This is a genomic window from Schauerella aestuarii, assembly GCF_009866805.1.
Taxonomy (GTDB): domain Bacteria; phylum Pseudomonadota; class Gammaproteobacteria; order Burkholderiales; family Burkholderiaceae_B; genus Schauerella; species Schauerella aestuarii.
This window is the reverse complement of record NZ_SIZW01000042.1, coordinates 892,535-913,685: the sequence shown is the minus strand read 5'-3', so window position 1 is coordinate 913,685 and position 21,151 is coordinate 892,535. Positions and strand designations below refer to the sequence as shown.

19 protein-coding genes, 1 tRNA gene and 1 pseudogene are annotated in these 21,151 nt (G+C 61.9%); 11 read left to right on the top strand and 10 right to left on the bottom strand.

Features of this window, described 5'->3' with window-relative positions:
- Nucleotides 1–11: 11 nt before the first annotated feature.
- A tRNA-Pro gene (locus EYW45_RS19265) sits at nucleotides 12–88 on the top strand.
- Between the two features lie 148 nt (nucleotides 89–236).
- On the opposite strand, the gene EYW45_RS19260 is transcribed toward EYW45_RS19265, so the two are convergent.
- The 3 genes from EYW45_RS19260 to EYW45_RS19250 all read right to left on the bottom strand — a co-directional run bounded on the left by EYW45_RS19260 (nucleotide 237) and on the right by EYW45_RS19250 (nucleotide 4,438).
- Nucleotides 237–440, bottom strand: a complete 204-nt coding sequence (locus EYW45_RS19260) for a hypothetical protein (RefSeq protein ID WP_161137015.1) — start codon at nucleotides 438–440, stop codon at nucleotides 237–239.
- Between the two features lie 98 nt (nucleotides 441–538).
- On the bottom strand, nucleotides 539–2,185 hold the full coding sequence (locus tag EYW45_RS19255) for an ATP-binding response regulator (protein ID WP_161137014.1): 1,647 nt from the start codon (nucleotides 2,183–2,185) through the stop codon (nucleotides 539–541).
- Between the two features lie 111 nt (nucleotides 2,186–2,296).
- Complete coding sequence (locus tag EYW45_RS19250) at nucleotides 2,297–4,438, bottom strand: putative bifunctional diguanylate cyclase/phosphodiesterase (RefSeq protein ID WP_161137013.1); 2,142 nt, start codon at nucleotides 4,436–4,438, stop codon at nucleotides 2,297–2,299.
- 209 nt (nucleotides 4,439–4,647) lie between these two features.
- On the opposite strand from EYW45_RS19250, the pseudogene EYW45_RS24580 reads away from it, so the two are divergent.
- Nucleotides 4,648–5,142 (top strand): annotated as a pseudogene (locus EYW45_RS24580) (cysteine dioxygenase); the annotation flags it as partial.
- 27 nt (nucleotides 5,143–5,169) lie between these two features.
- Entirely contained in the window at nucleotides 5,170–6,879 is a 1,710-nt protein-coding gene (locus tag EYW45_RS19245) for a rhodanese-like domain-containing protein (RefSeq protein WP_202444829.1), read from the top strand.
- Between the two features lie 81 nt (nucleotides 6,880–6,960).
- Here EYW45_RS19245 and EYW45_RS19240 read toward each other — a convergent pair whose 3' ends face one another.
- Nucleotides 6,961–7,116, bottom strand: a complete 156-nt coding sequence (locus EYW45_RS19240; protein ID WP_161137011.1) for a DUF3309 family protein — start codon at nucleotides 7,114–7,116, stop codon at nucleotides 6,961–6,963.
- A 318-nt stretch (nucleotides 7,117–7,434) separates the two neighbouring features.
- On the opposite strand from EYW45_RS19240, the gene EYW45_RS19235 reads away from it, so the two are divergent.
- The 5 genes from EYW45_RS19235 (at nucleotide 7,435) to EYW45_RS19215 (ending at nucleotide 12,623) form a co-directional block, all read left to right on the top strand.
- Nucleotides 7,435–7,638 (top strand): cold-shock protein, encoded by a 204-nt coding sequence (locus EYW45_RS19235; RefSeq protein ID WP_161137010.1) that lies wholly within the window; start codon nucleotides 7,435–7,437, stop codon nucleotides 7,636–7,638.
- A gap of 109 nt (nucleotides 7,639–7,747) precedes the next feature.
- Entirely contained in the window at nucleotides 7,748–8,755 is a 1,008-nt protein-coding gene (locus EYW45_RS19230) for an aldo/keto reductase (RefSeq protein ID WP_161137009.1), read from the top strand.
- A gap of 13 nt (nucleotides 8,756–8,768) precedes the next feature.
- On the top strand, nucleotides 8,769–11,171 hold the full coding sequence (locus tag EYW45_RS19225) for a mechanosensitive ion channel domain-containing protein (protein ID WP_161137008.1): 2,403 nt from the start codon (nucleotides 8,769–8,771) through the stop codon (nucleotides 11,169–11,171).
- Between the two features lie 236 nt (nucleotides 11,172–11,407).
- Nucleotides 11,408–11,947: a hypothetical protein gene (locus EYW45_RS19220; RefSeq protein WP_161137007.1), complete on the top strand. Its 540-nt coding sequence runs from the start codon at nucleotides 11,408–11,410 to the stop codon at nucleotides 11,945–11,947.
- Between the two features lie 250 nt (nucleotides 11,948–12,197).
- Nucleotides 12,198–12,623 (top strand): hypothetical protein, encoded by a 426-nt coding sequence (locus tag EYW45_RS19215; RefSeq protein ID WP_161137006.1) that lies wholly within the window; start codon nucleotides 12,198–12,200, stop codon nucleotides 12,621–12,623.
- A 17-nt stretch (nucleotides 12,624–12,640) separates the two neighbouring features.
- Here the strand turns inward: EYW45_RS19215 and EYW45_RS19210 are convergent, their stop codons facing one another.
- Complete coding sequence (locus tag EYW45_RS19210) at nucleotides 12,641–13,027, bottom strand: Rieske (2Fe-2S) protein (protein WP_161137005.1); 387 nt, start codon at nucleotides 13,025–13,027, stop codon at nucleotides 12,641–12,643.
- A gap of 13 nt (nucleotides 13,028–13,040) precedes the next feature.
- The gene (locus EYW45_RS19205; RefSeq protein WP_161137004.1) at nucleotides 13,041–14,105 is read right to left on the bottom strand and encodes an XdhC family protein; all 1,065 of its coding nucleotides are present in this window, start codon (nucleotides 14,103–14,105) and stop codon (nucleotides 13,041–13,043) included.
- A gap of 69 nt (nucleotides 14,106–14,174) precedes the next feature.
- On the opposite strand from EYW45_RS19205, the gene EYW45_RS19200 reads away from it, so the two are divergent.
- The gene (locus tag EYW45_RS19200; protein WP_161137003.1) at nucleotides 14,175–14,951 is read left to right on the top strand and encodes a nucleotidyltransferase family protein; all 777 of its coding nucleotides are present in this window, start codon (nucleotides 14,175–14,177) and stop codon (nucleotides 14,949–14,951) included.
- A 29-nt stretch (nucleotides 14,952–14,980) separates the two neighbouring features.
- Here the strand turns inward: EYW45_RS19200 and EYW45_RS19195 are convergent, their stop codons facing one another.
- The 3 genes from EYW45_RS19195 to EYW45_RS19185 are packed head-to-tail and all read right to left on the bottom strand — an operon-like array spanning nucleotide 14,981 to nucleotide 18,219.
- Nucleotides 14,981–16,822, bottom strand: a complete 1,842-nt coding sequence (locus tag EYW45_RS19195) for an ABCB family ABC transporter ATP-binding protein/permease (RefSeq protein ID WP_161137002.1) — start codon at nucleotides 16,820–16,822, stop codon at nucleotides 14,981–14,983.
- A gap of 15 nt (nucleotides 16,823–16,837) precedes the next feature.
- On the bottom strand, nucleotides 16,838–17,053 hold the full coding sequence (locus tag EYW45_RS19190; protein ID WP_161137001.1) for a hypothetical protein: 216 nt from the start codon (nucleotides 17,051–17,053) through the stop codon (nucleotides 16,838–16,840).
- Nucleotides 17,050–18,219 (bottom strand): PepSY-associated TM helix domain-containing protein, encoded by a 1,170-nt coding sequence (locus EYW45_RS19185; RefSeq protein ID WP_161137000.1) that lies wholly within the window; start codon nucleotides 18,217–18,219, stop codon nucleotides 17,050–17,052. The genes EYW45_RS19190 and EYW45_RS19185 overlap by 4 nt, the downstream gene beginning before the upstream one ends.
- Nucleotides 18,220–18,329: 110 nt before the next feature.
- Here EYW45_RS19185 and EYW45_RS19180 point away from each other — a divergent pair, with 110 nt between their 5' ends.
- Nucleotides 18,330–18,998, top strand: coding sequence for a metallophosphoesterase (locus EYW45_RS19180; protein WP_328703655.1), 669 nt, complete (start codon nucleotides 18,330–18,332; stop codon nucleotides 18,996–18,998).
- A 136-nt stretch (nucleotides 18,999–19,134) separates the two neighbouring features.
- Here the strand turns inward: EYW45_RS19180 and EYW45_RS19175 are convergent, their stop codons facing one another.
- Complete coding sequence (locus tag EYW45_RS19175) at nucleotides 19,135–19,968, bottom strand: oxidoreductase (RefSeq protein ID WP_161136998.1); 834 nt, start codon at nucleotides 19,966–19,968, stop codon at nucleotides 19,135–19,137.
- A 179-nt stretch (nucleotides 19,969–20,147) separates the two neighbouring features.
- On the opposite strand from EYW45_RS19175, the gene EYW45_RS19170 reads away from it, so the two are divergent.
- Nucleotides 20,148–21,059 (top strand): AraC family transcriptional regulator, encoded by a 912-nt coding sequence (locus EYW45_RS19170; RefSeq protein ID WP_161137128.1) that lies wholly within the window; start codon nucleotides 20,148–20,150, stop codon nucleotides 21,057–21,059.
- Nucleotides 21,060–21,151 lie beyond the last annotated feature (92 nt).

Sequence of the window (21,151 nt, the reverse complement as noted above, 5' to 3'; positions counted from 1 at the left end):
TTTCGTTCTTTCGGGGCGTAGCGCAGCCTGGTAGCGCACTTGCATGGGGTGCAAGGGGTCGTGAGTTCGAATCCCACCGTCCCGACCAAATTCGAAGGGCCAACATCATTGATGTTGGCCCTTTGTCATTGCGGCCCTCATGCCAGCTGATCGTCACACCGCTGCAAAATGTTGGCCTTTTGTCATTGCGGCATTTATGCCAGCTGATCGTCACGCCGCTGCAAATCGCTTTCGGCTTACTGCTTATCGCGTTCAGGCGGCGAGTTGAGCTCACTACCCGGATCTTCGTTGCCAGTGGTCTCGGGATGCACTGCGGTCTTCTCGGTGCCATGGCCTGTATCGGCCGGTTCGCCTTCCGGATTGCGAACGTCCGGAATCCCCTTGGCAGGAGATTTTTTATCGGGCGGCTGATTGGCAGGCTGGGACTTGTCGGTAACCATGGTCGCTCCTTGGTGTGATCGGCATTGATCTGCCTTCACCCCGCGCAACTCACATGCCGAACGTCCACGCGCCACACCATGCGCGGTTCATACGCCCATTAAGGGGTCGCGCGTGTCGTCAGTGCCGTGATCAATCGTGCTACTTCATACGGTTTGGTCACGTGCGCCTGATAACCCGCAGCCAGCGCCGCCACACGATCCTGCTCGCGCGCCAATGCGGTCACGGCCACACTATGCAGCGTGGCGGAATCGAGTTTGAGCTCCGCGCGCACGGTGCGCATCATTTGATAGCCATCCATCTCGGGCATGCCGATGTCCGATACCACCGCGTCGAAGGTGTATTCCGCCGATCGCAATGCGGCAAGCGCCGCGGCCGCTGAGCTGACGGCGTGAACGCGGGCACCCTGATCTTCGAGGATGCGGCGCAGGTGTTCGAGGATGTCTTCCTGATCGTCTACCGCGAGCACCCGCAAGCCGGCCAAGGCGTTCTCTGGATGGGGCTCGATGGCCGAAGCATCACGTGGCGGCCGGATATCGGCCGCCTCTGCGGGATCGGGATAGTAATGCGGCAGGGTAACGATGAAGGTGGCGCCACGACCCTTGCCGTCGCTGTGCGCGACGACGTCGCCGTCATGCATCGCCACCAGGCGGTCGACGATGGCCAAGCCGAGGCCCACGCCACTGTTGTGTCGGGATTGTGACGCATCGCCTTGCCGAAACCGATCGAAGATGTGCGGCAGGAAGGTTGGATCGATGCCTTCGCCATCGTCTTCCACAGCAACGCTGAAAACAGCATCGTCGCTTCGGTCGATACGGATGCGGACCTGGCCCCCGGTGGCGGAAAATTTGACCGCGTTCGACAGCAGATTGGCGAAGATCTGGCGCAGCCGATCGGCATCGCCCCGCACCCAGATCGGCGTATTGGGAGGCGACCATTCGAAGGTGATGCCACGTGCGGATGCCAGCGCTGCGATGCGATCGAGCGCCTGCTGCACGATATGGTTCATCTCGAGCGTGGACACAGCCAGTTCGACCTCACCCAATTGAAGCCCACTGGCGTCGAGCATGTCTGAAATCAACGCCGTCTGCGCCTCGGCGCTGCGAATGATGGCCTCGAGACCACGCTGCAGCAGGGCATTGTCGGGATCGCTTTTGCTCTTGAGCAGCTTGCTCCAGCCAAGCACCACCGACAGCGGCGTGCGCAGTTCGTGCGACAGTGTGCCGAGGAACTCGTCCTTGAATCGCGCAGACGTTTCCGCCATCGTACGGGCCGCGCGCTCGTCGGCCAGCAGGGCATCGCGTCGTGCTTCGAATTCGTAGTGCTCAGTGATATCGGTGGCGCTGCCGCTGAGCCCGAGGTAGGCACCATCGGCACGGAAACGCGCAGCCCCACGCGATTCGACCCAACGCCATTCGCCATCGAAACGTCGCATGCGGGCCGCGACGGAAAACGACTGCGCCTGCCGCCAGGCCTCCTGCACTGCGTCCTGGTAGGCCTGTGCGTCTTCAGGGTGGAGCAGTGTTTGCCAGCCAGCGTTCTGAACATCCTCGCCATCCCGCCCGAAGTAGCGGAAAAAGGCTTCGTTAACGTGCAAGGTCATCGCTGGCGTTTGCAACCACAGCGGCGAGGGCGATCCGTCGGCCAAGCCGCGAAACAATTCGGCTTGCTCGGTGTTGCCCGATGTCGGCGACCCATCGGGGTTGGGTGCAGTTACGGGAGGAGCATCGAATGGATCAAGGGTCACGCGGACACCTGTGCGGAAATGGGCCAGGGAACGGCCATGAGCCGCAAAAGAAGCAAATGGAAGGATTGTAATGATACGAGCGGCATCGGGATCCGAAGCCATATACGGAATCTAGATGTGACGGTGTTTTGCCTGGACGGTATCCAGGAAACGTTCCGCAAATTCGTCGGCGCTGATGGGTGGACTATACAGATACCCCTGCACCTCGCTGCATTGCAAGGCGCGCAACATGCGGGCCTGCTCGCGCGTTTCGACACCCTCGGCGACCACCCGCATCCCAAAGTTCTTACCCAAATACACAATTGCCTGAACGACGGCAGCGTCTTCGCGATTGGACACCACGTCCGAGACGAAGGTGCGATCGATCTTCAGACGTGAAATGGGTAACGATTTGAGCAGATTGAGGGCAGCGTATCCGGTGCCGTAATCGTCGAAGGCGAGTGACACACCCGCATCGACGAGGCGCCGCCACATGGCATTCAGTCCGTCGTTTTGAGCAAGCACAGTGTTTTCGGTGATTTCGAGTTCGAGGGCGCATGCCGGAACTTCCGCCGCGGCAAGCGCCGCAAGCACTTGGCGTTCGAGATCGTCGCCGAGGACTTGGGCCGCAAAAAGATTGACCGCGATCCGGAAGTCTTCAGGCAAGTGCGCACGCCACGCCCGGACTTGGCGGCAGGCGTCCTGCAGCACCCACTCGCCAACCGGCCCGACGAGCGAGGACGATTCAAGCACCGCCAGAAACGCCGCCGGCGTGAGTAAACCGCGCTCAGGATGCCGCCAGCGCAGCAAGGCTTCGGTGCCAATGAGCCGCTCCTCCGACATATCGAACTGCGGCTGATAGAAAAGCTCGAACTCATTGTTGCGCCAGGCGGCATGCAACTGGTCTTCGAGATCGCGTCGGGCAACAAGTGCGGCGCGCAACGGATCGGTAAAGCACTCGACGCGTCCCGGGCCGCGGCCTTTGGCTTTGTACAGCGCCAGGTCTGCATTCGCGAGCAAGGTGGGGCCATCGGCGCCGTGGCTCGGGTGGATCGCGATTCCTACGCTGGCACCCACGCGAACTTGTGCGTGTTCGGTCGACACCGGTGCCATCAATTGGCGGATGGCCCGATTGCCCAGGGTACGCAAGGCATCGCCATCGATCTCATCGACCACGATGACGGCAAACTCATCGCCGCCCAGACGCGCCACGACCGGCACGTCGGGAAACGCGGCAAGCAGCCGCGCAGAGATTTCGATCAGGACGTCGTCGCCGGCGTGATGTCCGTGAGCGTCGTTGACGTCCTTGAACGCATCCAGGTCGAGGAGCAGCAGACCGAATGCGCGTTCGGCGGCCACGTACTCATCCATGATGACGCGAAACGTCTGGCGATTGGGCAAACCGGTGAGCGGATCGAAGTGCGCAAGATTGAACAGGTGTTCATCGTTGCGTTTGCGGGTGGACACATCGCGCACCATGAAGGCGAAGGCGCGGCGCGTATCTTCTTCCCACGTCGAGAGCAACAATTCGGCGGGGAAGGCGCCACCATCGGCGCGCATGCCTTCCGTTTCGATTGGCTCGCGTGACGGCACGTTTTCTTCGTCGAAATAGGCCGAGTTGATCGCCGGCTGATGGTTGTCGCGCACAACGTCGGGCAGCAACACCCCGATATGCTTGCCGGCGAGCTCATTGGATTTGTAGCCGAAAATTTGGCCCGCCGCCGCGTTGGCATAGGTGATGTGGCCATGATCGTTCGTACAGACGATGCCATCGGAGGCGGTCGCTGCCACATGCTGAAATCGCGCCAGCGCCTGCCGGCGAGCGCTGCCCACACGATGCGCAACGAAGCGTTCGGCCACGATTTCAGCGAAAGATGCGATCAGTTCTGCTTGCGCCGCTTCGGCCAACGCGCTGGGTTTTTCACCCACCACGTAGAGCACGCCCAAAAACGTGCGGCAATCGTCGAAAATAGGCACGCCGCTGAAGAATGCGTGATGACCGCCGTGGCGTGCGGGCAGGTCGAGGTTGATCGGTTTCAGCGATGTCTCGACGTCAACCACGGCACGCGCAACGCGTTCGTCGTGGCTGCCACGATTGGTCTGGCAACTTACAGCGTGGAATCCTTTGGGCGCAATCGCTGCGAAGGGCACCCGCAGCGCCTTGGCAATGACTCGGGCAAGCCGATCCAGGCCCGGTGGTATACCGTACGGCACCGCATTTGGCTTGCACACCGCAGCTGGCCAGATCTGGAGCGATTGCATGATCGACGGCATTTAACACCTTGCTCGCAAAATACAAAAAGGCGAGATTTTCATCTGCGCAACGTTCGAATTAGCAATTTTGATTCCCGGTTGGGATATCTATGGATATTACAGAAAAGAATTACGGCAAGGCAGTGGTTGTTCTTTAATGAGCGATATTTATTTGTGGCGCGCGCGGCGTAGGGCAGGGCGCGCGGGGCGAAGAGGAAGGGCAGGAAATAATGGATGAGCATCAAACGGTTAAAACGCAGTGGTCGCGTTTTCGTGATTTTGTTGAAGGGTTTTCCAAACTTGCCGATTTTAATAATTCGGAATCCGAACTATTAAATAATGGCGGCGCACTTCTGAGGCAACTCGTCGCGCACGACGATTGGCTCGATCCGGCGTTCGCTGCGCCGCATCCCGATCACTACACGCAATATTTGTTGTACGCCGACCCCTTGGGGCGATTCAGCGTGGTGAGTTTTGTATGGGGACCCGCCCAGGGCACGCCGATCCACGACCATACCGTGTGGGGCTTGATCGGCATGCTGCGTGGCGCCGAGCGGGCACAGTCCTTTGCCCTTGATAACGGCACACCGCAGCCCCACGGCACAGAAAAGACGTTGCATCCCGGCGATGTGGAGGCGGTGTCACCATCGATTGGCGACGTGCATCAAGTGGCGAACGCGTTCGACGATCGCGTATCGGTCAGCATTCATGTGTACGGCGCCAATATCGGCGCGATTCGGCGAGCGGTGTATATGCCGGATGGCACGGTCAAACCGTTCATTTCCGGATATGCGAATACGGGTTTGCCGAATCTGTGGCGCGTGTTGCCGGGCGATATTCCGAATCGCAGTGTGCACGACGTGCGCGCGGCGCTATTGGCGCGGCGCGAGGTCGCGTTGCTTGATGTGCGCGAGGAAGCGCCCTTTGCCGAAGCGCACCCATTGTTCGCCGCCAATATGCCCTACAGCGCGATCGAGACGCAGGCAGCACAACGCCTGCCGCGCAGAGATGTACCGATCGTGGTGTATGACGATGGCGAAGGGCTGGCGCGCAGGGCCGCGCACCGGCTGCGCGCGCTGGGTTACGTGGACGTGTGTTTATTGGCCGGCGGTCTGGCCGGATGGCGCCGCGCGGGCGGTGAGTTGTTTCGTGACGTCAATGTGCCGAGCAAGTCATTCGGCGAGTTGGTTGAATCGCAGCGGCATACGCCGTCACTGTCTGCCGAAGCCGTGCAGACGTTGATCGACGCCCGCGCCGACGTCGTCATTTTGGATGCCCGTCGCTTCGATGAGTACAACACGATGAGCATTCCCGGCGGGATAAGCGTGCCCGGTGCGGAGCTCGCCTTGCGCATCAAGGATCTCGCGCCCGATCCCCGCACACAGGTGATTGTGAACTGTGCCGGGCGTACGCGCAGCATCATCGGCACGCAATCGCTGGTGAACGTGGGCATTCCGAACCCGGTGGCGGCGCTGCGCAACGGTACCATCGGCTGGACGCTGGCGGGTCAGACGCTCGAGCGTGGCCAGTCGCGTCGGCATGACCACGGTGTGGCGCAAGCCTGGCATGCCGATGCGCAGACGCGCGCCCGTCGTCTCGCCGACCGAGCAGGCGTGGCGCGCGTGTCGCTGGCGCATGCCTTCCAACAATGCGCCGATCGCACCTGCTATTGGTTGGATGTGCGTGCGCCTGAGGAGTATGCACGCCGGCACCTGGCAGGCTTCGCGAATGCGCCGGGCGGTCAGCTGGTGCAGGAAACCGACCATGTGGTGGCCGTGCGCGGCGCGCGTATTGTTCTGGTGGATGACGACGGGGTACGCGCCAATATGACAGCGTCGTGGCTGGCGCAGATGGGGTGGGACGTCCATGTCGTGGATGATGCGCCGCCTGTGGACGAGTGGCCGTTTGCCGAGGTGGCGCCCGCGCCCCCGTGTGCGGAGCACGTGCCGCAGGATCGCTGGGTCGATGGCACCACGCTTGCCGCTTGGTTGGATGATCCGGCGGTGGCGTCGGCACTGCGGATCATCGACATGGGTAGCAGTGCGGAATATCGCAAGCACCATGTGCCGGGTGCGTCGCACGTGCGCCGTGCGAATGCGCCGGCGCTGGCGCGCCTGTTGGCGAGCGCGCCGCACGTGACGCGCGTCGTGCTCACCTCTTCGGACGGCGCCCTGGCGGCATTCGGCTGGTCGGATGTCGTCGAGGCGCTGCGCGCTTGGGGCGTGGGTGCCGCGGTTTACGTGCTGCGCGACGGATCACGGGGATGGACGCAAGCTGGTGAGGGCCTGACGGCTGAGGCGCCTGACTGGGTGGTCGAGCCCACCGATCGTTATCGTCGTCCTTATGAAGGCACCGACAATCCCGTGGCGGCGATGCAAGGCTATCTCGATTGGGAGTACGGCCTGGTCGATCAACTGGCGCGGGACGGCACCCACGGCTTCAAGGTTCTGGCGGCAGAATGACAATGGGCCGACTTGCAAAGGCAAGCCGGCCCATTGTTCGAAACACCCCTCAATGATGGCGGGGCGTCTGACTGGGGAGCGTCAGATTCGTCCCATCAACAGCAGGACGATGACGATGATGAGGACCAAACCCAACCCGCCCGTGGGACCGTAGCCCCAGTTGCGGCTGTGGTTCCAGTTGGGCAGTGCGCCGACCAGCAACAGAATCAAAACGATCAGTAGTACGGTGCCTAGCATGTGATTACTCCTCTTTCCGGCTTTGCTGCCCCATGCAGCGTTCTACGTGCCGCGCCCGGTGAAGGCGTTTGTACAAAGCAAGGCAAGTAGTGTGCCCACGTGGTTTGCACGGTTGAGCAACGGGCCGGAGGACCGCGGCGGTGCGCGATCTAGCCGGACGACAGGGGAGCTTCTGGTGCTTGCTTACGTTTACTTATCATTGCGCTGTCGCTTTCTCGTATCCAAGATGGTTGGGAAGGGGTATTATGGCGTGCGTCTGCATTGAATTCGGTCTCATTCGACCCGAAGCTGACGTGTTCTTAATTTAGGAAAGACAGCATGGAAACCGGTATTGTTAAGTGGTTCAACTCGGAAAAGGGCTTTGGTTTCATTACCCCCGACGCCGGTGGCAAAGACCTTTTCGCCCACTTCTCTGAAATTCAGGGCAATGGCTTCAAGACGCTTGAAGAAAACCAAAAAGTAAGCTACGTGTCCGGCCAAGGCCAAAAGGGCCCGCAAGCCACGAAGATTCAGGTCCTGTAAAGCCTGCAGAATTCAAAAAGCCCCGCATGCGGGGCTTTTTTTTCGTCTATCTTTTGTCTATCCGAGGGCGCATGGGGTGTGGCGTCCTCTCACCTCTAGGAGAAGGCCTGTGCAATATCGCTATGTTGGCGCCAGTGGGTTGAAGGTTTCGCCGTTGACGTTGGGCACGATGATGTTCGGCGAAGCGACCGACGAAGCCACCTCGCAGAACATCATTGCTTCGGCGCGCGCACTGGGCGTCAATTCGATCGATACGGCGGACGTGTACAACGGCGGCGAATCGGAGCGGGTGGTGGGCCGGGCGTTGAAGCAAGATCGCGATTGGTGGGTGCTTGCGACCAAGCTGGCCAACCCCACAGGTGAAGGCCCCAACGGCGTGGGTATCTCGCGCAAGTGGATCAATCAGGCGGTCGAGGCGAGCTTGAAGCGGCTTGATACGCCGCACCTGGATATCCTGTATTTGCACAAGGAAGTGCCGGGAGCGCCGTTGGGTGAAGCGGTGCGAGCCATTGCCGACCTGATCCGTCAGGGCAAGATCCGTTATTTCGGGCTTTCGAACTTTCGCGGGTGGCGGATTGCCGAAGTGTGCCGCCTGGCCGACGAAATGGGCATTGACCGCCCGGTGGCGAGCCAGCCTTTGTACAACGCCTTGACCCGCCAGGCCGAAAACGAGCAATTGCCGGCCGCCGCGCATTACGGCATTGGCGTGTTTCCTTATAGTCCGCTCGCCCGTGGCGTGTTGACGGGCAAGTACGTGCCCAATGCCGAGCCGCCTGAGGATTCCCGCGCTGCCCGCAAGGATAAGCGCCTGATGCAGACGGAGTTTCGTGTCGAATCGATCGAGATCGCGCAACGCATCAAAGCCCATGCTGAAACGCGCGGCATGACGGCTGCTGACTTCGCGCTCGCCTGGGTGCTGGGCAACCCCATCGTCACATCGGCGATCGTGGGACCGCGCACGCAGGAACATTGGGATGGCTATGCACGGGTGCTGGACTTCAACGTCACGGCGGAAGACGACGCGTTCGTCGATTCGCTGATCGCACCGGGCCATCCGTCCACGCCGGGGTACAACGACCCCGCTTATCCGATCGAAGGGCGCCCCGCGCGCAAGTAGCAGGAAAATATCGATGTCCGGTTGGCAAGACGTAAAACACCGTTTGGGCGCTGCGGTAGCTGTTGGCGCTTTGGGTCTGGCCTGCGCGCTGGTGGGCATGCCGGCAACGGCGGCCGAGCGCGATCCCGCATCAGCCGCACGGACCGCGCCGGCAGACGTCCGCAATGCCGACCCGGCGGTGAAGCCGCCGGTCAGTGATGAGGCCGGTCGTCGCAGTGATGCGACCACGCCGCGCCGCGCCGATTCCGACGCGCCCGCTGCCGGGGCGCCGGCCGAGTCTTCTGCGCCCGCGGCCGAAGACACCGCACCTGCCGAGACGCCGGCTGCGGCGCCGCCGGCCGCCGAAAGCCCGCTGGTGCAAAACGGGTTGCTCGACCAGGTGTTCAACGCGATCGAGCGCTGGTTTGCCAGCATGACCGAACAAGGCCGCGAGTCGCTGGCGGCGCTGAGCCAGATTCGCAGTGCCGGCGTCTGGCATCAGTCGCTTTCGTTCGACGGGCAATCGCGCGCCGATGTGCTGCGCGATGTGGGGTCGTTTTTATTGGTCGTGTTGGTTGCGGTGGTGTGCGAAGCCATTGGACGCTTTGGCTTGCGGCGGCCGCGCAAGCTGATCGCCGATCATGCCGCGCGCGTCGGTCACAGCCGCCTGGCGCTCTTGCGGCGGGTGCCTTACGCCGTGGGCGATGCGCTGCTGGATGTGCTGCCGATGCTGGCGTTGCTGGCCGCCAGCGGTCTGATGACCGCGTCGCTGTTCGGCGCCGGGACGTTGGGTCAACGGGTCGTGCTGCTGCTCGTGAATGCCTTCGTGACGGTACGCATCGCGGTGGCCGTGTCGCGCCTGTTGATCTCCCCGCGAGGACAGGGCTTGCGCCTCTTGCACATGACCGATGCCCGAGCGCGGTATCTGTTCCGCTGGGCTTGCGCCATTTTCTTCATTTCGGCCTATGGCATGGCCGTGGCCGAGATTCTGGTCGCGGTGGGCGTGGATCCGATCTTCCGCACATTACTTTTGAAGACGGCTTCATTGATCGTACACATCATGTTGATCGTGATGATCATTCAGACGCGTCACCGTGTGAAGGCGTTGATACGGGGGACCCAGGCGGGGATAGCACCCGTTCGGTTTGCCGGCTTGCGTGCGTTTGCCGCCGATGCCTGGACGGTGGCTGCGATCATCTTCGTCGCGGCGATCTGGCTGGTATGGGCGCTGGGAGTGAACAATGGGTTTCAGCGGGTGCTGCACTTTTTCGCCGTTTCGGCGGCGGTGTTGATCGGGGCGCATATCGTGACGATCATCGTCACGGGCGCCATCGAGAATGGCTTTCAGCGCACGGCACCGGTCGCCGCCGCCGAAGGTGCTGCCGTGCCGCTTTCCAGCGCGGCGTTGCGTTACCGGCGCTGGCTACGCGGCGTGGTGCATGCCACGATTGCCGTGCTCACCGTGCTGATTCTGCTGCAGTCGTGGGGCCTGGACGTGTGGCAGAACTTCGCCACCGGCACGATCGGACGCCGTCTGGCGTCGGCGATGCTCACGATCGCGATTGCGGCGATTCTTGCCGTGGTGACCTGGGAAGCGATGGGGTGGGGCCTGCGTCGCCGCATCGAACGGTGGACCGACGCGGGCGACATGATGCGTGTGGCGCGCCTGCGCACCCTGATTCCGATGATGCGCACGATCGTCTTCATCGTGATCGGCGTGATCGTTTTGTTGACCGCGTTGAGCCAGCTTGGCGTGAATACCGCGCCGCTCCTGGCGGGTGCCAGCATCATCGGCGTGGCACTGGGTTTCGGTTCGCAGAAGCTCGTGCAGGATTTCATCACCGGCATCTTCCTGTTGATGGAAAATGCGATGCAGGTGGGCGACTCGGTAACCGTCGCGGGCGTGTCCGGTACGGTGGAGCATCTCTCCATTCGCACGGTGCGTTTGCGCGCGGGCGACGGTTCGCTGCACGTGGTGCCGTTCAGTTCGGTCACCACCGTCAACAACACCAATCGCGGAATCGGCAATGCCGCCGTGCGGGTAAGTGTGGGGGCCGATGCCGATATCGCACAAGTCATCGATACCCTCAAGGCCATCGGCGCACAGATGCGGGAAGAGGACGCCTACAGCAGCTTGATCCTGGCGGATATCGATATCTGGGGTGTGGACCAGATCGACGGCGCGTCGGCCACGATCGCCGGACAGATCCGCACGGTCGATCGCGGGCGCTGGCCGGTACAACGCGAGTTCAATCGGCGGGTATGGCTGCGCTTTCGCGAGCTGGGGATTCCGTTGGCGAATCCGCGTGAGACCTGGGTGCGCGATGCGATGCCGGCTGAGGGGACGATTCACCCTGAGCCGACGGTGGGTTCTGCGTCGCCGACGGCGCCCGACGGTTCAGCGGGCGGGCCAACGCCAAGTGGTCGCGCAGGGTAGTGCCCGTGTCGTCGGTGCGCATCCCACTGCACCGGCGAAAATCGGGCAACACGTGTTCGATGAAATCGGTCAGCCCACCCGGCAGCCAGTGCGACCGGCACGCGAAACTGCCGGTGCGTTGTGAGTAACAGACATATCGCCGGCTAAATCGGCCCCCGTGGGGCAGAAAGGTTGTTGCAAGTGGCTCGGTTCGGTACCGTTTGAGGCTGTGTTGCTTTTTGGTCATATTCCCCACCTTGTCCACTGCCTTTTCCGTCTGCGTTCGTCATACCGCCCTGGTGTTGATGCTCGGCATGGCTGCTCAAGCCATGGGGGGTACGGCCGCCGGGTGTCTGAACCTGCGCGGCGCGGAAATCGAGCGGATCGAAGGTCGGATCGAGCTGGAATCTCACCCGCCAGATGCGCTGCATTACGTCATGGGCCAGGAATCGATCGGCTTCGGCCTCGCGCGCAATGTGATCGAGGTCGCCTGGCGTGCCAATGGCGAATCGCTCTGGCATGTGCAAACCATGTTTGACGATGTGATCGACGGCGCCAGTGCGGATGGTGTCAGCCTGTATGAGACGGTGGATGGCTTTGGCGTGTCGTTTCGCGTGTGTGGATTCGATGCGCACGATTGTCAGCCGCGTGAACGCCACTTCGTGTTTGATACATCCGCGCAACGCTTTGTAGGCAGTGACGATGCTTCCACGGCCTCACTTACAAATTTGTGCGACTCAACGTTCTTCGCTGCCCGACAAGCGAGCGCAACGCTCCAAAAAGGTTCAACGCACTAGGCGTTACCGTGAGCCGATCGTTACTTTAGGATTACATCGCGACATATTTCGTCCAATTGTGAAGATGGCAGTGACGTAAGATTTGCATTAGGGATCGCAAAAATTCGGCAAATTCGGTTAATTTGGACCCGATTGACGTATTTTGTACAGAAAACTTGTGTACTAGTACTGTTTTATTCGTGAGCTGAAATACTTCTATAACCGAATTGTTGTTACTATTTCTTATCGTAAATCTTTTGAATCGTCCAACATGGCTCATTTCTTGGTAGATGGTGATAAAGCAGTTCAGCTGCTGTTTTCGCTGCTCGAAGAAAAGGAATGGCTCAAGGACGGTGGCGTCTGGGCACATCCTCAACGTCCCCCCCACACCGAGTGCCTGGCCCTGCGATTTTTGCTCGCGTTGCGCGCCTCCAATGCCGACGGGTGGGGCAACTGCGAAGCGGCCGTCCGAAAGACGGTGAGCACTTATCTCATCGATTTTCTCTTCAAGCTTCGGCAGCCCGAGCGCTTTCTCAGCCAGACAATGTGGCCGGTCAGCGACGATGAAGAGCCGTGGCGCCAGGCGCTACAGATCGTCGAACACGAGATCGTTCGCAGTCATCCCGATATTTTCAAGGCCCAGCCTGGCGAGATCGCACAGCGCACGACCACCTACGCGTCGCGCTCGGTGGCCTGAAGCTCAATCACGCATCGTCACTCGCGTGGCGTCACGCCTTCTGCGGGCAGCCAGAACACCGCCCGATCCGATCCTTCGTCGTGCTCCTGCACGTGCAATGGCTTGAGTTTGCCGTTGCGGCAGGGGCCGCCAACGCATACTCCTGTGTCGGGCGCATACGTGGCGCCGTGGCGCGCGCACATGATCAGGTCGCCGGCGCGCGTGAAAAAGCTGCTTTCCCAATCGAGCTCGACGCCCACATGGGCGCAGCGGTTTACATAGCCGTAAACCCGATCCTGGAAACGAATGAAGAAGGCAGTGGTGTCGCCAAGACGATCGCGGATGGGCAGTTTGACGCCCAGGCCACCGTTGATCAGGTCGCCGGCCGCGCACACGCGTACGGTTTCGGTTGAGGTGTCGGTCATGATGGCAGCAGGATCACTGAGCGGGTGAGGTGGCGGGCATGGCGGTCGCGGCCACCGTCTTGGACGGCGCCATCGTATTGGCGAGGTCAGCAACCGCGGGGGCGGGCTCATCGCGCATGGCATGTGTTTGCAGAATGGGCACGCCGTTGCGACAGGCCGTCATCTCGGCCATGATGGCCAACGCGATTTCAGGGGGCGTGCGTGCGCCAAGGTGCAAGCCGATGGGGCCATGCAGGCGTGCGATCTGATCGTCATGCAGATCGAACAGCTTCAGCCGATCGCGCCTTGCCGCGTTGTTGCTGCGCGACCCCACGGCGCCCACGTAGAAAGCGGGGGAGTTGAGCGCTTCGAGTAACGCCATATCGTCGAGTTTTGGATCGTGCGTGAGCGTGACCACAGCCGTGCGTGCGTCCAGCCTGGCAGCCAGGATCAGGTCGTCGGGCATCTCACGCGCGCAGACGACGCCCGGGATATCCCATTCCTGCATGTACTCGTCGCGCGGATCGCACACCGTGACCGCGTAGTCGAGTGCCTGCGCAAAGCGCGCCACATAGTGCGACAACTGGCCCGCGCCGATGATGATCAATCGGTAGCGAGGGCCGTGAAAACTGACCAATGCGTTGTCGGTACAGGCGGTTTGGCCATTGACGGCACCGGCAGCCAGCTTGACGGCACCTGTCGTGAGATCGAGCGTGCGCTGCACCAGTTCGCCCTCTTCGAGCCGCTCGATCAGCGGCGCGAGCTGCGCCTGCTGGCTCAATGGCTCCAGCACCAGTTCGAGCGTGCCGCCGCACGGCAACCCGAATCGATGGGCCTCGTCAGCGGTCAGGCCGTATTTGGTGGTAAACGGCAGGGTTTGCAGCAACGTGCCTTCGCGCATCTGTGCAATCAGGTCGTCTTCGATGCAGCCGCCCGATACCGAGCCGCGCACGTGGCCGTCCTCGCGGATGGCCATCATCGAGCCCACGGGTCGCGGGGAAGAGCCCCAGGTGTGCACCACCGTGACGAGCAAGGCAGCGCGTTGCTGGCGCACCCATTCGTGGGCAGTTTCGAGAACTTCGAGATCGGTGTTGTACATGGCATCGGCGCTCCGTCACAATGACAGGCGCGGTCGGTATGGCGGCGGAAGAGATGGAGTTCAGTTTATATGATTGACGACATGTCGCAGGCACAGGGCGATCGATGCATCGGTTTGCTGCTGGCCGGTGGGTTGGGCCGGCGTTTTCGTGCGTCGTTGCCCGCAAACGCCGCGCCTGAAACGGGCACCCCGGCTGGAGGCGGAATCGATCGCGCCAGTCATGCAGATGCCACTGATTCAGAAATGACCGTTTCAGGGATCGCTGATACGGGCAGCATCGATTTGGGTGCCACGGATTCGAACAGCAAATTGTTGGCGCTGCTCCCCGACGGCCGACCGGTGGTGGCCGCAGCCGCGCTAGCCCTTTACGCGGCGGTCGGTCAGGTGTGGGCGGTGATTCCGGTTGGGGCCGACAGCCTGCGCCGGTTGCTCGAGGATATCGGTTGCCGGGTGATCGAGGCGCCGGAAACCACGCAGGGCATGGGGGCGTCGATCGCTGCGGGCGTGCGGCATCTGCTGGCCGATTCGGCCGCGCGTGACGCGACGACGTTGATGTTGACCCTGGGCGACATGCCGTGGCTACGCCCGGCGACGCTCATGGCGCTGCGCAAGCAGGCCGCACAGCATGCCATCGTGGCGCCGGTGTTCGATGGTCAGCGCGGCCACCCGGTGACGTTTGCACGTACGCTTTGGCCGGCGCTGGCGCAGCTCGAGGGCGACACCGGTGCCCGTTCGGTCGTGCAGGCGCACGGTGCGCATGTGTGGGAGACGGACGACCCGGGCGTGATCCGTGACGTGGATCTGTTTGCAGACCTCGCGGCCGGGCCGGTCTGGCCCGCAGCCTGACCCCTCGCATCCCAAGGCCTTGAGCCCATTCAGAATTCAGCTTCGGCAGCGCTTTGCGCCGGGGCCGGCGCGGGATCGTCGGCTGCGCCGTGTTGTTGCCGTGCCCACATCGCGGCGTACCGGCCGCCCTGCGCCATCAGCGCCACGTGCCGGCCACGTTCGACGATGATCCCGTCGTCCAGCACGATGATCTCGTCGGCATCCACCACAGTGGACAAGCGGTGCGCAATGATGAGCGTGGTGCGCCCAACGCTTACCTCGCGCAGGTTGCGTTGAATGTCGCGCTCGGTGTGCGTATCCAGTGCGCTCGTGGCTTCGTCGAACATGAAGATCGCGGGTTGCTTGAGCAGTGTGCGAGCGATCGCCACCCGTTGCTTTTCGCCGCCCGATAATTTGAGTCCCCGTTCGCCGACGGCCGTGTCGTAGCCGTCGGGCATGGCGGTGATCATGCGTTCGATGTGCGCCAGGCGGGCGGCTTCCTCGACCTCGGCATCGGTGGCGTCGGGCCTGCCGTAGCGGATGTTGTAGCGGATCGTGTCGTTAAAGAGCACGGTGTCTTGCGGCACGATGCCGACCGCCGCCCGCACACTGTGCTGAGTCACGTCGCGAATGTCTTGGCCATCGATCAGGATGGCACCGGCATCCACGTCATAGAAGCGAAACAGCAGGCGTCCGATAGTGGACTTGCCCGCGCCGGACGGGCCGACGATGGCCACGGTGTGCCCGGAGGGCACGTCGAAGCTGATGCCGCGCAGGATCGGACGGCGCGTGTCGTAGCCGAAAGCCACATCGCGAAAGGCGATGGCGCCGCCACCCAGGCGAAGTGCGGGTGCATCGGGCTTGTCGGCGATTTCGACGTTCTCGGCGAGCAGGGCAAACATGCGTTCCATATCGATCATCGATTGCTTCACCTCCCGGTAGACGAAGCCGAAGAAGCCCAATGGCTGATAGAGCTGGAGCAAGTAGGTGTTCACGAGCACGAAGTCGCCCAGCGTATAGCGGCCCTCCGAGATGCCGATGGCCGCCTGCCACATCACGAGCGTGAGGCCGATGGAAATGATGAAGGCCTGCCCAATGTTCAGCAGCGACAGGCTGACGTTGCTGCGCACGGCCGCCTGCTCGTAGCGCTTCAAGGCGCCGTCGTAGCGCTCCGCTTCATGGCGTTCGTTGCCGAAGTATTTGACCGTTTCGTAATTGAGCAGGCTTTCGATCGCATGCGTATTGGCCTGCGAGTCGGTTTCGTTCATATTGCGGCGAAACTGGATTCGCCATTCGGTCACCGACAGCGTGTAGCCGATGTAGAGCAGCACGGTCACGGCGGTGGTCAGGGCCAGCCAGCCGTCGAACATGCGCCACAGGATGATGCAGACCAGCGCGATCTCGAAGAGCGTGGGCAGCACGCTGAACAGCAGATACGAGAGCAGGCTTTGCACGCCCTTGGTACCGCGTTCGATGGCGCGCGTGAGCCCGCCCGTTTGCCGCGCCAGGTGAAAACGAAGCGATAACGCATGGAGGTGCTGGAACACCTGCAGGCCGATCGCGCGAATGGCGTGCTGGCCGACCTTCGCGAAGATGGCGTCGCGCAGCTCGGCGAAAACGAGCGAGGCGACGCGCGTGGCGCCATAGGCGAAGATCAGCCCGATCGGCAGGCCCAGCCCGGCGGGAATGCCCTGATCGAGCCGATCGACTGCGGCTTTGTACCAGAGCGGTACATATACCGTGGCCGCTTTGGCCAGGATCAAACAGAGGACGGCGCCTGCAACCCGCCAGCGCAGATCCGGGCGGCCCTTCGGCCACAAGAACGGAAAGAGCACGCGCAGCGCGGCGAAGCCTTTCGGTGGAATGGCGGGTGGTTTGAGGGGCGCGGACATGGCCGCATTATCCGCCTATTGTCGCGAGGCGTTCGCCTGCGATGGCGCAGCCGGCTTCGGACCGCACCAGTAGCGCACGATCACGAGGATCGGTACTGCAAGCATGAGCCAGGAGCCCCAGTGCCATAAGCCTGTGCCCAACAAGGCGGAGAGAAGCCCGAGCGTGCTGAGCACACCCAGCGCGATGGGCGCACCCCACACGAACCAGAATCGGCCTTTTTGCTGTGTCATACCGGCACCGTGGTGCGTGCCTGTTCGTGCCGCCGCACGAGTTCGGCCACGCGGGCATCGGTGGCTTTGCGGCGTGCAAGCCAGAGATACAGGCCACTGACCAGCACCACGATCGTGATCAGGTCGAGGATCACCCACAGGATCTTCAGGGGCAGGCCGGCGTAATCGCCAAAGTGCAGGGGACGCGAAATTTCCAACGCCTTCAGATACCAGGGCATCTGCACCACTTGCGTGAGTGCACCCGTGCCGGCGTCGACCAGCACCGGCGTGAAAAGACGCGAGGTGAGGGGGGTATCGCCCTTGGTCCAGATCACGTAATGCCGCGGCGTGCCGAATGGGCTGCCGGGATAGGTGATCGAAAGGGGGGCATTGCCCGGGACGGCCGCTTGCGCTGTTTCGTAAGCGGACTGTACGGAAGCGAGTGTGCTGGGCGGCGGTTTGCCCTGATATTGCGCCATGATCGGGGGCAGCGCCTGCGATTGCCACAGTTGAAACAACGGCGTCGAGAGCTCGTTGATCACGCCGGTCAGACCGACCACGAACGCCCATACCAAGGTCACCACGCCAAGCAGGTTATGCAGATCGAGCCACTTGAGACGACGCGAGCGTTCGGCGCGGATCGTGCCGAACGGCAGTTTCTTCATGAACGGGCCGTACAGCACCACGCCCGAAACGATGGCAATCACGAACAGCAGGCCCATGAAACCCAGGAACAGTTCTCCTGCCAACCCCGCGTAAAGGTCGACATGCAAGGCGAGCATAATCCCCATGAACGTGAATTTTTCGTCGCCAAGCTTGGGGCCGTCCTGCAGAATGTCACCCGTGCGGGCATCGAATTTGACGCTGTGCATCAAGTCGAAGGGGCTGGATGTGGACGGCGCCATGCCGATCAACACCTGCGGCTCTTCGTCATCGATGAACGTGTGCATGACGACTTCGCTGGGGTAGCGCTCACGGGCCTTGGCGATCAGGGTATCGAGCGAAGCGCGCGGCGCATCGGCAGGCAACGTGGCGTAAGGCGCCGAGTCGTCCAACCAGTGCTCGATTTCGTGGTGGAACACCAGAGGCAGGCCGGTCAGGCAGATGATCAGCAGAAACAGCGTACAGACCAGACTTGTCCACTTGTGGACGACATACCAGGTTTTTATCTTAGAAGCGGCGGTCATATGAGTACGGGCAGCACACCGATTGCGCATGTCGCAGACGTTAACACGAATGGGATCGATTCTCGGCGCTTTGGCCTCGCTCTGGTTACACTAAACCTATGATTTCAGACGTGCTTTTGGTGTCCCGCAACACGTTGGGACGCGACATCGCCGTGGGCGATATTCACGGCCACTTTTCCAAGCTGCGCGCCGCGCTCGATCGGGTGGCGTTCGACCCCGACCGCGATCGGTTGTTCTCGGTGGGCGATCTGGTGGATCGCGGCCCCGAATGCGAACACGCACTGGCGTGGCTGGCGCAGCCGTGGTTTTTCGCGGTGCAGGGCAATCACGAGGATTATGCGATTCGCCACTTGCGCACCGGTCAGGTCGATATCGACAACTGGCGCACCTATGGCGGGGGCTGGTTTCTCGACTTGCCTCGGGAACGACAACGCGACTTCGTGGACGCCTTTGCCGTATTGCCGGTGGCCATCGAAGTGGACACCGCCGAAGGGAAAATCGGCATCCTGCATGCCGATAGCCCGGTGGCCGATTGGCAAACCCTGTCTGGCGCCTTCAGTAGCCACCGCCGCCGCACGCGTACCCACGCGCAATGGTCGCGCCGCCGATTGCAGGAGGACGATAGCAGAGCCGTGGCGGGGGTGCGCGCCATCGTGGTCGGGCACACGCCTGTGTCTGAACCGCGAACGCTTGGCAACGTGCTGCACATCGACACGGCGGGCTGGCAGCCGGATGGCTACTTCACCCTGCTCGATCTGGCGACGCTGACGCCCTTGTAGTCGCATCTGATCGTGCGGCAGGTAAGGGTGGCTTGCAGGCCGAGTAGGTGAAGGTCTTGTGTGGGAACGCCGGCTTCGGGCGTTGCGTCATGCCGAATGGATAAAGGCCTTCAGCCCACGCGTCGGCATAATCGGTTCAACCGTCGGTCGACCGTGTGACGGCTTCCCAGGTATCGAGCTCCGCGGCCAACGCCGTCAACTTGTTGCGCACCAGGGTCAACGCGTCGCTGCCGAGCAGCAGATGCGCGGGCGGGTGGTCGCTGTCGATGGCCGCCAGCATCGCGCGGGCCGCTTTGATGGGGTCGCCGAGTTGCGCGCCGCTCTTGGCTTCACGTGCCTGGCGGATCGGATCGAAGAGGGCGTCGTAGTCGGAGATGGCGCGCGTTGCCCGGATCATCGAGCGGCCGGCCCAGTCGGTTCGAAAGGAACCAGGTGCGACGGCGGTGACGGCGATACCGAAAGACTCGACCTCCTTTCCCACCGCTTCGGAGATCCCCTCCAAAGCGAATTTGCTGCCGCAGTAGTACGCAATGCCGGGCATCGTGATGAAGCCGCCCATCGAGGTGATATTGAGGATGTGGCCGCGGCGGCGCGCACGCATGAAAGGCAGGACGGCTTTCATGATCGCCACCGGGCCGAAAATATTCACGTCGAACTGCCGGCGCATGGCGTCCAGCGAAGATTCTTCCATGACGCCTTCGTGACCGTAACCGGCATTGTTGACCAGCACATCCACTGCACCGATATGCGCCTCGACGTCGGCCACGACGCTGCCGATCGCCTCGACATCCGTGACGTCGAGCAGGCGCCCGAAGGCGCGGGCAGGATCGAGCGTTTCAAAGGATCGTTTCGCTTCGGGGGTGCGCACCGTACCCACTACGCGATGGCCTGCGGACAGCGCCTCTTGGGCCAGCGCGCGGCCAAAGCCGCTGCTGACGCCGGTGATGAAGATGAGCTTCTGGGATGACATGGCAATGAACCTTTCATGTGTAGCGTTCATGCATGTTATTCTCGGCAGGCTATATTAATCAGACCTGAAAGTCTGATTTTATTGCCTAATAATATGAATGGTTGGGGCTTTTGATGTGTGCGTCAAGCGTTTCGCGTGACACTTCCGGTGCAATGCCTGACGTCACCCTGCAACAGCGCATGGTGAAGGTGCTCCGGAGCATGGCTGCCCAAGAAGGCTACAACCTGACCGCCTTGCCGGACGTCCGCATCCTGCGATCGGACCGTCCATTGGCGCGCACGCCGGTTCTCTACGATCCCGGCATCGTGATCGTCTGCCAGGGGCGCAAGCGCGGCTACTTCGGCGATCAGGTATACCTCTACGATGCGCAGCATTATCTTGCCGTCTCGGTGCCCGTGCCTTTCGTCATGGAGACCGATGCCTCACCGGATGAGCCGTTGCTCGCGGTCTACCTGCACCTGGATTTTCAGCTGGCCGCCGAATTGATGATCCAGATCGACCGTGCGGGACCTGCAGCCCCGGTGGCGGCCCCGCAAAGCATGATGTCGAGCCCGATCGGCGCGGCATTTGGATCGTCGCTGCTGCGCTTTCTTGAAGCCATGGCAACGCCGCTGGACGCCGCGATACTGGGCCCGGCGTTGGTGCGCGAACTTTATTTTCGGGTGTTGACCGGCCCCCAAGGTCACAGCATGCGATCGGCGTTGGCGATGCAGGGTCAGTTCGGGAAAATCGGCAAGGCATTGCGCCGCATTCATGCCACCTATGCGCAACCGCTGGATCTCCCTCAACTGGCGCGTGAGGCGGGGATGAGTGTGCCCACGTTTCACAGCCATTTCAAAGCGATCACCCGCACGTCGCCGATGCAATACGTGAAATCGACCCGCTTGCATCAGGCGCGTCTGTTGATGGTTCGCCAAGGCATCACGGCTGTCACCGCAAGCCACGCCGTGGGGTATGAAAGCCCGTCGCAGTTCAACCGCGAATTCAAACGCCTGTTCGGTCGGCCGCCCGCTGAGGAGACCAAGCGCATGCGCGAGAATTTCGCCGTGCCGCCGGCTCATGCCGCATCGGATTACGTGTCCTCCCATTGATGGCTTCAACCCCAGAGGGCCAGGGCATGCATGAACGGGAGCGGATCCAATAAAAAAGGCCTCTGATCAGAGACCTTTTTCAATCGCCCACC